This window comes from Rhodopirellula sp. J20-39 (genome assembly GCF_057365095.1).
In genome coordinates this window covers 4,903,431-4,918,215 of sequence record NZ_CP195123.1, presented here as the reverse complement: position 1 = coordinate 4,918,215, position 14,785 = coordinate 4,903,431, and the positions used below count along the sequence as shown (strand labels likewise).

At 56.2% G+C, this 14,785-nt stretch carries 10 protein-coding genes; 4 read left to right on the top strand and 6 right to left on the bottom strand.

Annotation, left to right across the window (positions count from 1 at the left end; all coding sequences use genetic code 11):
• The first annotated feature begins 38 nt into the window (after window positions 1–38).
• Window positions 39–1,253: a radical SAM family heme chaperone HemW gene (gene hemW, locus ACR3ZL_RS17745; RefSeq protein WP_486172836.1), complete on the top strand. Its 1,215-nt coding sequence runs from the start codon at window positions 39–41 to the stop codon at window positions 1,251–1,253.
• Window positions 1,254–1,449: 196 nt separating this feature from the next.
• Complete coding sequence (locus tag ACR3ZL_RS17740; RefSeq protein WP_473651777.1) at window positions 1,450–2,022, top strand: glutathione peroxidase; 573 nt, start codon at window positions 1,450–1,452, stop codon at window positions 2,020–2,022.
• Window positions 2,023–2,152: 130 nt separating this feature from the next.
• Here the strand turns inward: ACR3ZL_RS17740 and ACR3ZL_RS17735 are convergent, their stop codons facing one another.
• Window positions 2,153–3,979, bottom strand: a complete 1,827-nt coding sequence (locus ACR3ZL_RS17735; RefSeq protein WP_486172835.1) for a FecR family protein — start codon at window positions 3,977–3,979, stop codon at window positions 2,153–2,155.
• Window positions 3,980–4,034: 55 nt separating this feature from the next.
• Window positions 4,035–4,595 (bottom strand): sigma-70 family RNA polymerase sigma factor, encoded by a 561-nt coding sequence (locus tag ACR3ZL_RS17730; RefSeq protein ID WP_473651780.1) that lies wholly within the window; start codon window positions 4,593–4,595, stop codon window positions 4,035–4,037.
• A 188-nt stretch (window positions 4,596–4,783) separates the two neighbouring features.
• Between ACR3ZL_RS17730 and ACR3ZL_RS17725 the strand changes: the two genes are divergently transcribed.
• Both ACR3ZL_RS17725 and ACR3ZL_RS17720 read left to right on the top strand, forming a co-directional pair.
• Complete coding sequence (locus ACR3ZL_RS17725; RefSeq protein ID WP_473651781.1) at window positions 4,784–5,968, top strand: DUF1559 family PulG-like putative transporter; 1,185 nt, start codon at window positions 4,784–4,786, stop codon at window positions 5,966–5,968.
• 149 nt (window positions 5,969–6,117) lie between these two features.
• Window positions 6,118–6,333, top strand: coding sequence for a hypothetical protein (locus tag ACR3ZL_RS17720; RefSeq protein ID WP_473651782.1), 216 nt, complete (start codon window positions 6,118–6,120; stop codon window positions 6,331–6,333).
• Window positions 6,334–6,717: 384 nt separating this feature from the next.
• Here ACR3ZL_RS17720 and aspS read toward each other — a convergent pair whose 3' ends face one another.
• The 4 genes from aspS to ACR3ZL_RS17700 form a co-directional block, all read right to left on the bottom strand.
• Window positions 6,718–8,496 (bottom strand): aspartate--tRNA ligase, encoded by a 1,779-nt coding sequence (gene aspS, locus ACR3ZL_RS17715; protein WP_473651783.1) that lies wholly within the window; start codon window positions 8,494–8,496, stop codon window positions 6,718–6,720.
• 180 nt (window positions 8,497–8,676) lie between these two features.
• A complete protein-coding gene (locus ACR3ZL_RS17710) occupies window positions 8,677–11,193 on the bottom strand; it encodes a YidC/Oxa1 family insertase periplasmic-domain containing protein (RefSeq protein ID WP_486172834.1) in 2,517 nt (838 codons plus the stop codon).
• A gap of 242 nt (window positions 11,194–11,435) precedes the next feature.
• A complete protein-coding gene (locus ACR3ZL_RS17705; protein WP_486172833.1) occupies window positions 11,436–14,048 on the bottom strand; it encodes a hypothetical protein in 2,613 nt (870 codons plus the stop codon).
• Window positions 14,049–14,139: 91 nt separating this feature from the next.
• Window positions 14,140–14,559, bottom strand: coding sequence for a PEGA domain-containing protein (locus ACR3ZL_RS17700; RefSeq protein ID WP_473651787.1), 420 nt, complete (start codon window positions 14,557–14,559; stop codon window positions 14,140–14,142).
• Between the last annotated feature and the right edge of the window lie 226 nt (window positions 14,560–14,785).

Here is a 14,785-nt window from a genome sequence, read left to right as displayed (position 1 = left end):
AGCCGACTTCGATAACGACCGAGTCGACTCCCACTGCGTTGACTGCCACCAAATCAGCTCCGCCGGGCGGTTGGCCGAAACCTCGATCGCTGTATGTCCACGTGCCCTTTTGTCGACACCGGTGCGGCTATTGCAACTTCAGTGTGGTCGCGGGACGAGACGATTTGCAGGATCGTTATCTGCAAGCCGTCGAGGTTGAATTGGAACGCATCGCTGGTGCGGGGCCGATGGAGCTCGATACGTTGTATTTTGGTGGTGGAACGCCGACGCAATTGTCGACGGACCGACTAAATCGGTTGCTGCAAACCGTTGCGAGCCGGGTGCAGCTTGCCGATAACGCGGAGGTGACTTGTGAAGTCAACCCTGAAGACGTGACTGATGAGACGATTGAGGTTATGGTTCGCAATGGCGTGAACCGTGTTAGTCTGGGTGTGCAGTCTTTCCATGACGCGAAGTTACAAGCACTTCAACGCGGTCACACCCGTGACCAGGCGATCGCGGCGGTTGAGCAGGTATGTGCCGCGATTGGCAACGTATCTATTGACCTTATCTTTGGCACGCCGGTTCTTGGTCCGGATGGCAAATCGGTGGCCAGCAGCGAGTCGCTGGAATTGTGGCAGAGCGAACTAGCGATGGCGGTTTCGTTACCGATCACCCACGTGTCGACCTACAGTTTGACTTATGAAAAAGGAACGCAGTTTTGGTCTCGTCGGCGAGCCGGCGAGTTGCACGAGGTTCCCGAGGACACTGATATTGCGATGTATCGTGCATGCCGGCGATCGCTTTCAGATGCCGGTTTAGAGCAGTACGAAATCAGCAGCTTCGCCAAACCTTCGTTTCGAAGCCGCCATAACCAAGCTTATTGGAATGGGAACGGTTGGTACGCGATTGGACCCGGGGCAGCGAGTTTTGTTGACGGTGTGCGGAATGTGAACCACCGTAGCCCGACCACATACTTGAAGCAGATTCTGGAGTTGGGCACTGCGATCTCGGAATCCGAGACAATTTCGGTTCAACAGCATGCTCGCGAGCTGGTCGCGTTTGGGCTTCGGCAAATTGACGGTATCGATCTCGGCGGGCTCAACGGGCGCGTCGGGTTCGACTTTGTCGGTGGATTGCAGCCGGTATTGCACGAGATGCGGACAAGTGGATTGCTGGTCAATCGCGAAGATCGTGCGCAGTTGACGCCTCGCGGGTTGCTATTAGCGGATTTTGTCGAGATGAAGATTCTGGAGCTCGACGACCCCATTTAGCTTATTTGATCACGACGTGAACCAAGCGGGTAGTTATCTCGCCCTTCCCGAATGTCTAAGATGGTCGCATAGCTGAAGGCCACGAAATGTCAGGCTCGAAAGCAGTGATCAAATGCATGGTCTCGGCCATGTCGAGGCGTCAGGACTATTTCGGTTCTCGTCTTCCCTCCCATTCCCCACCCAACGGAAAGCAAAAATGATTCGACTGACCCTACTTACCCTCTTCCTGGGATTTGCGATGACTGTTCCGGCTGATGCGGCGAATTCCGCCACCCACGAGTGCTCGTTGGATTTTAAAGCTGAAAACATCGACGGCGAGTCCGTTGATTTGCACGACTATGAAGGCAAGGTTGTCTTGATCGTCAACGTCGCCAGTAAGTGTGGTTACACCAAACAATATGCTGGTTTGCAATCGCTTTACGAAAAGTACAAGGATCAAGGCTTGGTTGTGATTGGTTTCCCTTGCAACCAATTTGGCAAGCAAGAGCCGGGCACCAACGCTGACGTTAAAGAATTCTGCTCGTCAAAGTTCGGAGTCACTTTCCCGATGATGAGCAAGGTGGAAGTCAACGGAAGCGATGCGTGTGATCTGTACAAGCATCTAACTAGCCAGAAGAGCGATGACGTTTCAGCGGGACCGATCAAATGGAACTTTGAAAAGTTCTTGATCGGGCGGGATGGCGAATTGGTAAGCCGTCACCCATCCAAGACCGCACCGATGTCTGACGAATTGACCGCTGAAATCGAAAAACTATTGGCTTCTAAGTAGTTGTCGATTTGTCGTGACTGCAGCGGCTGACTGACGTCAGAGGCCGTAGCCGTTTCGTCGTATTGAAAGAATTACAAGCTTGCGGGCATCTTGTTCGCGAGCTTGTTTTGTATCCGGCCCGGCGTGATGCCTAACGGGCTGGGACGACGGCGTTCCAGGTCGTGCCGATTCTTAGTTCGTCGAATGCGGCGATCGTGGTTGTTCCGCACCACAAGCGTAGTTCGTCCAGACTGCCGTCCGACGTGAAGGGAAGGCCAACGCATTGCCAGTCTTGTTGAGGCTCGATCACCTGAGCGGGGCTTTGCTGATCGAGTATCATCGCGAGCAGGTTGTCGGGCTCATTTGCGCGGCACTGTATCTTGATGACGACCATGTACGTTTTGTTGGGTTCGGTTGTGCCCGCACCGGTGTAACGATCCTCACCCGTAAAGACAGCGAGGTGTTGAAGGTAGTCAAGCGACACGCCGCAAACTTCTTTTTTCTCGTTGGATGAATAGAACGAGATTCCGCATCCGGAAGATATACCGTCGTCAATGATTCGTCTTCGAATCAGTAGGCTGACGAAGTAATCGTGATCTTCATTGAAGGACATCGGTTGAGCTAGCAAGCGAACCGCGCTTTCTCCGATCGAAGACACCATGTAGGTATCCGATGAATGATCACTCGACAGCCAGAAAGGCCGATCCAGGTACACGCCCTGGCGAACCACGCCTTTAGCGGCTTGCTTTGGCCGAGTGTGGCTGTACCAATTCGAGCTCCATCCCAGCCCTGCCGTCTGGTCAGGGATCAAACCCACCGGGTAATCAAACCCTTCGTAGGCGATCAACGCGTCGCTTTGGTTGGACTTGGGGGATCTCGAGACCAGCGACCGCAGGTCCTCGTAATCGTTCTTCGACAGGTTGTTCGCAACACCGCGGCTATTCGTTGAGCTCGCCAGAGGATTGCTGGCGAAGATGCTGTGCTCACCTTCGGAAAGCAAGTTGGGTTTGAATTCAATGTCCGTGTCACGTTCTTTGGGCGAGCACGAAACCGCACCGCTAATGACCTTCACATCGCTGCTGCCGTCCTTGCCGACCGTCACCCCAAATTGGGTGCCAATGTCGACCACGCTTGTCGATGGGGTGCGCAAGGTAAATCCGATGGCCGACTCTTGAACGTCGGTAAGGATGGTGCCGCCGTGAACTGTCACGGCACCGTCGTCATCGAAATGAATGTCGACCGGGGTGCTGCGTGCATCCAAAATCAATTCGACGCCCGCCGTCATGAAGATCCGGCCGATCCCGGTCCGCAAGGACAATGGTCCCTCGGCAATCGGATCACCCAACTGATGCGGCGGAGACCAGGTCGCGTTTTGTTCAAACGTCACGGCAGCGACATAAGTTTGCGGCTTCAGTGATTCGAGTCGCGTGCTTGGTTTGGAGGTTGTGTTCGCTCGAGCAGTTTGTGGGACCGCTGGGTTCGTTGGAGTGGGCTTCGTTTCAGACGGATTTCGTAGTGTTAGAATCGCAAGCAGGCTAGCCGCCAAAACGACCGCGGCAAATCGCCAGCCCCGGCGTGATCGCTCGCGATGGGAGACTGTTTTGGATGGCGTTGTGTGCGAAGCGGACGTACTGGATGTCGCGGAAGTACTGGGCGACGCGGAGTTTTTCGTCGCGGGGGTAGGAAGATTCAGTGTCGTGAAATCAGGAAGCTGGCTCGCTTCGGCGATTCGGTATTGTTCGTCGATCGAATCTTCGTGATCTAGAAACTTACTGGCGATGTCATGGACCGCCAGTTCGTCAGCCAGCATGGCGTCGAAGTGCAAGTAATCCGACGCGTGGTCGCGGCACGATTCATCGTTTCGCAGCAAATCGTTTAGTTCAGCAATTTCATCAGCCGACGCGCTTTCACTCATCGCGGCGTCGAGCAATTCAGTAACACGAGCAATCGAGGACGATTCAGGGGCAGGCTCGTTCATGAGGTTATCCTTGCAGCGTTCGTTCGATTGGATGCATCGGAGATAAGAATCGAGTTCATTGACCGAGTGCCTCTTGGGAGAGCAGTTTCTGTTCGACACACATACGCAGTGCATGCCGTAAGCGAGACAATTTGCTTTTGGTTGCCGCGACCGTGCGGCCTGAAGCGTTCGCGACTTGGTCCAACGAGAAATTCTGACTGTATCGCATCTTGCAAAGTGCAAGGTCGTCGTTCTGCAGTCCCTGCAGACATTCGTTGAGCAAGCCTTGTCGAGTTGCCCAGGCGTCTTGGGACGGTGACTTGACCGCCGTCATCATCTCGGCCACGTCGGAATGAAAAACGACCTTCTCTCGTGCCCGGTCGCGTACGAACGAGAGGATTTCTAGGCGAGCGATCCCGATTGCCCAAGGCAGAAAATCTCGCCCCAGGTCATAGGTGCTTCGTTTTCGCCAGATCGCCAGGTTCGTCCGCTGAAGCACGTCGAGACTGTCCGAATGGTTCGCCATGGACGACAAAATGTACCCCCGTAGCGAACCCTGGGCGCAGGTCAACGCGTTGACGAATTGGTCGTTCGTAGGGTCTGGCGGTAACAAATGTGTATCTCCGGCGACAGTCACTTTGGGTAGGTCTCGTGTAGTAATTCTCCGTCAATTGCCCTGAGGTTTCGATCGATTAAAAAAGAATCGAAAGATTTTTCGAAACGTCCCGCTGGGTTGTGGAGATACCCCATAACGCAAAGTGATGGCGGGTTGGCCCGCCGCAGCGTTTTTTGTGTTCTCAAACCTAATTTAAGAAAGCGTTTCGAATGAAAAGTGAAAATGGCATCCGGCGGGGGTTCACGCTTGTCGAGCTATTGGTGGTAATTGCAATCATCGGCGTGTTGGTCGGGTTGCTGTTGCCGGCGGTGCAGGCGGCCCGCGAAGCAGCGCGGCGTATGAGTTGTAGCAATAATTTTAAGCAAATTGGCCTAGGGATTCATAACTATCACTCGGCGTACAAGCAGTTGCCCATTCATGGGGCGGGTACCCGCGACAACAGCTTGGTTAATCTTTGGGACAAGTCGGAGCTTTCCAACGGTCGATCGCTCAGCATGCTTGTGGGCGTGATTCCGTTCATCGAAGGTCAAGCTCTTTGGGAGCAAATTTCCAATCCTAACGGTCATAATTCCGATGGAACCGTTCGTAGCACAATTCCTCTGAACCCTTGGCCCGCGATGGGACCTTGGCCAGGCAATATCGATTACGGCCCGTGGGCGACCAACATTCCGACTCTTCGCTGCCCAAGTGACCCCGGCGTGGGGCTGCCTTCGTTGGGACGTACCAACTACGCAGCATGCACCGGCGACAATCCACGATTCAGTCACCAGGGTTACATCAACAACGATCGTACTGACAGCAACAGTGATGTGACTGCCAAGTACATGCGAGCTTGTTTCCGCGGTATGTTCCAGCCACGTCGCGAGAGCCGATTCCGCGACATCTTAGACGGACTTTCCAACACGATTTGTGCAGGCGAAATCGCAACTGACTTGGGCGACCAAGACAAACGAACAATCGCACGAAAGGGCGGTTGGTGGGACATCCGTCAAAGTCCAACGCAATGTCAGCAATACGTTAGTAACGAACGCCCGCAATTTTGGGCCGCATCCGCTGGTGCCGGTGCGGACGAAGGTCGTGGTTATCGCTGGGCGGACTTCAGTCCGAACTACAGCCAAGTGATGACGATCTTGCCACCGAACCGCGAAATTTGTGACGTCGACGGTGCATGGTCGAACATGATCGCCACGATGTCGAGTCGTCACCAAGGCGGTTGCCATGTCCTGATGGGCGACGGTGCGGTCAAGTTCGTTACCGATTCGATCGAAGCGGGAGACTCTACCGCCCGTCCAGCCGGTCAAGACAACGGTATGGCCGGAGCAAAGAGCCCCTATGGTTTGTGGGGTGCTTTGGGATCGCGAGCCTACAAGGAAACGATCGACGAAGAATTCTAAGCGTCCAGTACGCGAAGAAATGATATGCGTTGGGCCGGGAACGGCTCAGCGTATTTCGCAATGTTCCAGTTTTATGGCGACTGGCCAGCGGCGGAGAGCTGGCTGGCCAGTCGTCTGTTTATTTGTACTTGATTTACAGGGATATCAGAATGAAGCGTTTTGCTTGCTTGGCAATCTTGATGGTCGGGCTTTGTGGATGTGAAGATTCATCGACCCCCACCACCGTCGTTGGGCCTGGGGATGCAGATGCGATTGCCGAGTTCAAGGCTCTGCAAGAAGAGTCGTTCTCAAAGATCGCTTCCGGCGCTGCAGATGCTGCTGAAAGGCAAAAGGAAGCGGACGCGGCGGCGAAGAAGGCCAAGTGATTGCTCAAGGACCAGATCAGGCCCGAGCTCAGATTGGCGTAGCCGTCAGCTAGTGCTTCATCCAGATTCAAGTTGGGGGTAGTGGGCGAGGCGACGAGCCCGTCTGGTCGGTGAGTGGATAGGATTCGTCGCCTCATCCACTACGATCAACCCCAAAATGAAATGTAGATGAAGCATTAGTGCAATCACCATCTGACAAAGCCAACGGCACACATGGTGTCATTGGATATCGTGGAGCAGGACCACACACCGAAAGACGAGTGCAGACATTTGAACTCAACCGAGTTCGTGCATGTTGGTCCGCGATAGACCAAGTTCGTTAACAACGCGTTCACCAATCCAACAGCAAGCTGGATTGGTGACGCTTGGGAGTCGACTTTTCTATTAAGTCTTGACCGAGACGGTTCGCAATTGCAGCTCGTTGAGCTGATCGGCGTCGACTTCGCCAGGAGCCTGGGTCATCAAGTCGGCAGCCTTTTGCGTCTTCGGGAACGCGATCACTTCGCGGATGTTTTCTAGACCGGCGAAGAGCATCACCCAGCGGTCCACACCAAGTGCGATTCCGCCGTGTGGTGGTGCGCCGAATCGTAGTGCGTCCAGAAGGAACCCAAACCGATCTTGGGCCGTTGCTTCATCCATGCCCAGCAATTCAAACACTTGCGATTGAATTTCGCTGTCGTGGATTCGGATCGTACCGCCACCCGCTTCGCTGCCGTTGATGACCAAGTCATAGGCTTGGGCACGGCACTTTTCAGGCGATTCTTTCAGGTGCGGTAGGTCTTCGGCGAGTGGTGCGGTGAACGGGTGGTGCATGGCAACATACCGCCCGTTTTCCTCGTCCTTTTCGAACATTGGGAACTCGGTCACCCAGCTGCAGTTCAGCTCGCCAGGTTGGAAGAGTTTCATTTCGACCGCAAGTCGTTTGCGAAGTCCCGAGAGTCCCTTGCAGGTCACTTCCCAAGTGTCGGCCAGGAACATCAGCAGGTCGCCGGGTTCGCCGCCGAGCAGCACGCGAATTTCTTCGAGGTGTTCAGCTTCGAAGTTCTTCGCGATCGGGCTCCACAAAGTCTTGTCGTCTTCGACACGGAACCACGCCAAGCCCTTGGCGCCGAAGTCTTGTTGAACGTAGGAGGTCAGTTCGTCGATTTGACGGCGTGAGTATTGAGTGGCGGCGCCGGGAACTCGAATGCCGCGGACGAAGTTGCCCGCATCGGCGGTCCCGCGGAAGACGCGGAAGTCGGTTTTGGCCGCAACGGGGGTAACGTCTACGATTTCCAGGCCGAAACGCAAATCGGGAGCATCGCTGCCGAACCGTCGCATGGCTTCTTCGTAGGTCATCCGTGGCAACGGCAAAGTGATGTCCTTGCCGAGAACTTGCTTGGCGGTCTTGGCGACCAAGCCATCAATCAAGCCGATGATGTCGTCCGCGTCGACGAACGACATTTCCAGGTCGAGCTGAGTGAACTCGGGCTGGCGGTCAGCACGCAGGTCTTCGTCGCGGAAGCACTTGGCGACTTGGACGTAGCGGTCAAAGCCGGCAACCATCAAGATTTGCTTGTAGAGCTGTGGCGATTGCGGCAACGCGTAGAAGTTTCCAGGGTGCACGCGGCTCGGCACTAGGTAATCGCGAGCTCCCTCCGGTGTGCTGCGTCCCAAAATCGGTGTTTCGACGTCGATGAAATCGTGCTCGGCGAAGTAATCTCGCATGCACTTGATGATCTCACTGCGGCGGATCAGAGCCTGCTGCATCTCTTTGCGACGCAGGTCGAGATAGCGGTACTTCAAACGCAAATCTTCGCCGGGCAGGTCGTTTTGACCGGGCGTGAAAGGTGGCGTTTGAGAAACGGACAGGATTTCGAAGTGTTCGCTGCGAACTTCGATTTCGCCGGTCGCCAACTTTGAGTTGACCTTGCCTTCAAGTCGGTCGGCGACGACACCGCGAATCAAGACGACGCTTTCGGCGGGCACGTGGCCAGCGGAATCGATCATCGCTTCGCTTGCCTCGGGCGGTCCGACAACGACTTGGGTTAGGCCGTAACGATCGCGAAGGTCAATGAAAACAGCCCCGCCGTGGTCGCGTTTGTTTTCAACCCAACCGCAGAGTGTGACAGGCGAACCGACGTCGGATTTGCGGAGTTGACCGCAGGTGTGAGAGCGAAGCACGTGGAATGGCGGGGGAAGGTGGAGGCGGATGCAATCGTCGGGACCGCCATCGAGGTGACAGTCCGAACAGTGAAAGCGAGAAGGATAAACGCTCGGCGGCAATTCGCAACGGGCGAGCGATTCGGAGCCCTAAACCAGGGCTCGTTGGATGGAGGCGATGGAGGCGATGGAGGCGAAAAACTAGTTGCGTTTCTTCTTGCCGCCGGATTTTCCGGCCGGTGGACGCTTGCGGTCGCGTGGCAACGGAGCGGCGGGTTCTTCCGGATTCATCTTCTGGCGTAAACGATCCGCCCAACTGTTTCCGCCACCGGTTGGACCGGCGGGTTTCTTAGGAGTCACGGCAAGATCGCCACCAGAATCGCCGCCACGGTGGTTCACCGCACCCTCCAGAACCGTTTGGTCGAAGTGTGGTGTTTTCGGCAAAGTCCGCTTCACCAGGATGCGTTCGCCGATGCCCCACAAGCTACTGGTGATGAAGTAGATGCAAAGTCCCGCCGGCACGCGGAAGAACAGCAAAGCCATGATGAGTGTCATGTATGACATCATCTTTTGAGTCATCGCGGTTTGTTCGTCGGTGGCCGGTGGCATGAACAATTTTTGTTGAGCCAAGAACAGCAACGTCACCACAACAGGCAGGATATTGAAATACGGTCCCAACCAGCCGATACCGCGGGCGGACATGTAATCCCACATCCAGTCGCCCCAGTACATCATCATGTCGGGAGCAGCCAGGTTGGACGCCCAGTTCGTCCAGGAAGCGAAAGCCGCTTGTCGCAGCTCGATGTCGACGGACAAGGTGCGGTACAGGCCAACGAAGATGGGCAACTGAACGAACATCGGCAAACATCCTGACATGGGATTGAAGCCGACCCGCTGCTGCAGCTCTCGTTGAGCTCGAACGCGGGCTTCCATGTCGTCCTTGTGCTTTTCGGTGATCTTTTTCAGTTCAGGAGCCAGCTCTTGCATCCGTTGAGCGTTGACGGCCGCCTTGCGAGAGAGCGGGAACATGGCTCCTCGGACGCAAACGGTTAGCAGCACGATCGCCAGTGCATAGTTGCCGACCATCGAGAACATGTGCAGCAGATAGCCCAGTGGTTTGGCGACCCACCAGAACCAGCCGTAATAAACGCAATCGCCCAGACCGTTGCTTTCCATCAACTCAGGCTGTTTCGGACCGGCGAACAACCGCAGTTGCTGTTTCAGGCTTGATCCAGGTGCGACTTCCGCAGCGACGCTGTCGAGATAGAAGGTCGTGTTGACCGCTCGTTCTTGATTCTTTGGAATCTCTTCGGGGTTCACCGCCAACGACGCGATCGCTCGACGGAACGTGGTCAGCGAAGTCTTCTCTTCGGGCGGCAAATAGGCGACGGTAAAGTATTGAGCGTCGATGCCGATGTAATTCAGATCGCGATTCGGTTTGGGCGAATCTGGAGCGAACAGGTTTTGGTCGTTGGGGACGGCATCGTTGCGAGCTCGCTTGAGGAGCCCGTAACCTGATAGCAGTTCGTGGCCTTCGGCGGCCGTCTTGTAAACTAAGTCGCGGGCAGCCGAGCCACCCCAGTTCGGGCTGATCTTGTTGCTGTACCACCAGCCTTCGAGCGTGACGCCGTTGATGCCTTCCAGGCGGTAAGCAAGATCTTGTGCTTCTTCGGATCGGTTGTCGATTTGAATGTCCAGGTCCAGCATATAGCTGCCTGGGCTAAGCGAATAAGATCGTTGCAGCCCCAGTGCATGACCACCGGCGGCTTTCATTTCCGCTTCGCTCAATCGAACTTCGAAGCTGACCGAATCGACGCCTTCGTCACTGTTTGCTGAATTTCCAGTCGACACGTCCCAGATCAATTCGCTGGGGTCTTGCAGCGAATCGATCGAGTGGGCACCTGGCGCGATTTCCCGTCGCCCGACTTTACCCACCGTTAATAACGAGGAAAGCCGTGACAGGTTGCCTGGGATTTCGTCTTCGCCAGCGGTCTCGGCCAAACGCACCAGGTCTAGCGGGTGTTCGGTCAACTTCGCCGTGAAGGTCAGCGGTTTCGCTTTTTCCGCTTCGGCGTTTTCTTTGCGAAGGACTTCCAGAGTGATTTCGTCACCCGGTTTGGTTTCGATTAGCAATTCACTTAGCGAGACCGAGTTGCTGACCGCATCGCCGTTGAGCGAAATGATCACGTCGCCAGGTTTTAGGCCCGGGGCGACTCCGTCGGTGCTGCAGGTCGCCAAGGCAGCGGGCGTGCCAGGACCGACAATATTGACGACGGTTCCAACCGCGGTCGAACGCGGATCGGCCGCGAAGTAACCCAGGTAGCCGCTTCGCACGTCAACGCGGCGATATTTCAGGCGTCCGTTCGATTTGCGTTGTGTCAGTTCAATTCGCTCGATGCCCGCACCACGACTGTTAAGTGTGACCAGCATGTAGTGACCCGATTCCGGGTCCATCGAACCGAGAGTTCGCCATTCAGGTTGGTCCGGACGCTCGATCTTTTCGGCGTCTTCCGAATCGCTGTCGTCGTCCGAATCCGTGGTTGGGTCTGCGTTGGCGGTCACGATTTCCGCAGCCGGATCGATTTCCGATGCGTTGTCGGAGGCCACATCGTTCGGATTAACGATTGGCTCTGGCGGGACAAACATGACCCGCAACGACATGTAAATCAGAAAGAAAGCGGTCGATGCGAGAACGAAAGAAGAAAAGCGACGATCCACGAAATTGCTGGCCGATCGGGAAAAATGCGGGGAAGGGAGGCGTCAAACCGAGCGGGCACCTAGCGTCGTCGCCCAGATCGGACGTCAACAAAGGGCATCGAAAAGGATCACCCTGGGCGGTCGTCATCGCAGTTCGCAACGAGACCGGTCGAGCCAAACCGGTTCAGCCAAACGGGCATTCTTGCCGCTCAGGCAAAATTTGAAAAGGCAAAGCCCACCCAGATCGTGGGCACTTCCTCGATTTAACTTGTTTTGATCGCTGTAACTGGCAGGGTCCGTCGGGTCGGAGGTCCTGACGCCAGGCCATGCAAGCCGCTGGAGAATATCCACGCGAGCGCCACCAACACCCAGGAGATCCACGCGATAGCCAATGTCGGGGCGTGCCACCAAGGCCGATAAAGCCAGCGAATTTCCCATTGCCCAGCGGTGACGGTGATGGACTGCGACGCAATTTCGCTTGCGCGGACAGGAATCTCGACGGTAGCTGAAGATGCAGACGGCGTGTCAGTGGTCAATTTGGTCCTCGATTGTGGATCCGAGCCCGCTTGCGACTTCGAGTTCAACGGTGAACGGGATCCGGGCGAAATTTCGCGAGGTTTTATTTGATAGGCACGCCAATGTCCGTCTTGGTAGACCGGTCGCTCAAGTTTGGTTGTCGTCGCGGGGTAAATCTTCTGGGTTTGGTCGGCCCGGATGCGTCCGAGATCGGATGCGGCGATCGGATCCGATTCGGCGAGCTCGAAGGTTACCTGTCGGCCGGTTTGTCGGATCTGCCCGCCGATGCCCAGTTCTTTGCGATAGCCCTGCCAAAGTTCGCTAGATCGATCAGGTGCTGTATCGACCTCATGTTTGGAACGCTGCCAAAATCGAGCGATCGCTGCTGGGCGAATTGACACGAGGCTATTGAACTTGGCCTGGTTGTGTTCCAGGTGCCAGCGACCTAACCAGGCCGCCCGCCATTGAGTTTCGACCTGCAACATGCGGTCAGCGTCGGACGTTTGTCGCCAAGTTTTCGGGACGCCACCGTGCGGCAACGTGTTTATCCATCGCAAGCTCGACGCCAATTTCGGCGGTGGTGGCAGCAACGCGGTTTCGCGGGCTCGGTTGATTCGCGGTACGAGATCGTGATGGGCAACCAGCATATCGCACGCCACCCACAGTACGACCAGGGCCAACACTGCGGGCGGTCGCGTGGTTGTCGACGGTTCGGTGTGGTGTCCGAAAGCCAACCGGCGACCGAACCTCAGCAAACCGATCAGTCCCGCGGCGAATAGGAAGGCGTGAGCGATCGCGGTCACAGCACCTTGTTGGGCCAGCGACTTTTGAAAGGGCCCCCAAAGACGATCGCCGCTATCAGGTGATTCTGGAATGGCGGCTGCGACCGCCCATGCAAAGATCGCTGTTAACGCGCTGCTGGCGATGAAGACGGTGGCCAATCGGGATGGTCGCCATCTCGTCACCAGGCTGTTTGCAACATCTCGGGCTTGATGGCGAACTGTCAGATCAACCGCCTGCGCGGACCAGAGAGCCAGCGTGATGGCAACGAAGGGGAGCCATTTCGATGGATAACGCAGCGACCCGTATCCCGGAACGGTTTCCAGCATCAATCCGTAGAGACCACCGTAGGCTCCCAGTGAAGCGATCAAGCCAACCATGCCGATCACGACCCATGGGATTTGATGTTTCCAACGATGATGCCAGGAAGATGGGTGCAGCTTCTGGCAACCCGTGCGTGCAAGCAGAAAGATCAGCGTTACCCACAAGATGCCACCTTGGTACACGGTCGGAGTCCACAGCGCTGTCTCGGGGCGTTTGATTCCTGAGTCGAGCGTGATGCGGTCCCAGCGATGGTGAATGGGCCAAGGCGTTCCATAGAAATTCGGCAACGCCCACTCCGCGATCCGCCATGGTGCAAATGAGAACGCCATCGCTCGTTCTGATTGGGCCTGGCTTGATTTGGCAGCGGATTTTGCTTGAGCAGGGGCCAGATCGCTGGATTTGGGGCTTTGGCTGGGGACACGATCGCTCTGACGAGACCAGTCAATCGACGCGGCGAGCTGTGGGGCGGACAGCAACGCTGCTATGAGGCACGCCAGTGTGAGCTTGACCAGCGACGATGATCGCCACTGTTTCAGTGACGGTTTGACCAGTGCGCCTCGGACGATACTCGCAAGTGATACGGCGAACGCAACGTGCAGGACGGTGGGCGGATCGCCACCAAGCACCATCATCGCCATCGCGATTGCAGGCAGTAACACGCTGCGTATGTTGCGGACGCGTCGCTTCGTGCGATTGATTGTTCTTCTTGGATTCAGTAGTGGGCCAAGGGTGAGCGGCAGCCAAGCGGCACTGACCAGGAACGGTGGATTAGTTGCCAGGAACAGCACGGTGCCGGAAAGCGGGTAAACGATTCCAGCGACGGCGGCGGCCCACGGACGGCAGCGGTAAGTTCGCGCAAGCCAGTAGGCTGTCAGCGAGGCGATCACCAGGTGCAGGACGACGTAAACGCCGATCGCCATCTCGGCGGATAATCTGAGTCGATAGACCAGCATCCGCAGCGGGTAGAAGACAGCGGTGGTGGTTTCACCGGCTAGCGGCATCCCGGTTAGATCGAGCGGGTTCCAGATTGCACGACGAAATTCGCCCCAGGGCCCGAGTACTCGGCCCGCAACACGTACTCGGCTCGCACTTGAGTCTTCGGATAAGCCGGTAGCCTGTTCGTCGCACAACTTCGCGACGTGTTGATAAAGCGGCGTGTAGAAATAGCCGACATCGCGAAACGCTAAACGGTCGCGGCCCGATAGAACGCTGGCGAACAGAATCAGTACGCACACGGGGCCGATGCAGGCGGGCAAGATCGATCCGATTAAGAATTGTCGGAGCGCGATCGGGCTAATTACAACCGGGTTAAGCGAGCGGTCGCGTGTGGGGTCTAGGCGGTCGCGGCTAAGGCGTGATGGCTTGGCTGCGGAGTATTTCGGCTCGACCGAGGACGTTTTCGGTGGGCTCAACCACTTTGGGGACCAGTTCAACATCGATGATACGTTCGTCGCGGATTTCGCCGGGCCACAAAGTTTCGCTGACGAAATCGAGTACTGGCAGTTGGTACCAAGGTGGTTTGACTTTTCGGCGAATCGTTTCAGTCCGGTATCCGTCTTTTTCCAGGCGGATTTCTCGCGTGCCATAGTAGACGAAACTGGTCGCGGCGGGCGACGTGCCAATCAATTGGTTGTCGACCGATACGGTGGCTCCGGGCGGATTCGTCCGGACGGTCATGCGTCGACGCACGCATCCGCTGCTTGCCAGTATGAGGCAACCGGCGACCGCGATGGCGTGAAAACAGGAAAGGTATCGGGTGTGAAACACAACGAAAAACCAAAACAGAAGCGTCTTGCAAGAACAGAATCCGTGTTAGCACGCGGGGATCGCGAATTGCCAGTCCAGATTTTGGCCGATCGTCGAATGGGGGGGAATAGGAAGATGGCGGGCGGTGCGGCGTTTTGATCGTTGCAGGCCTCCTTTTCCGAACCACTTGTGTGGGATCCGGCTTAAAATGCAGTGAAATCGCCTTCACGGTCATCGATCGTCGGCT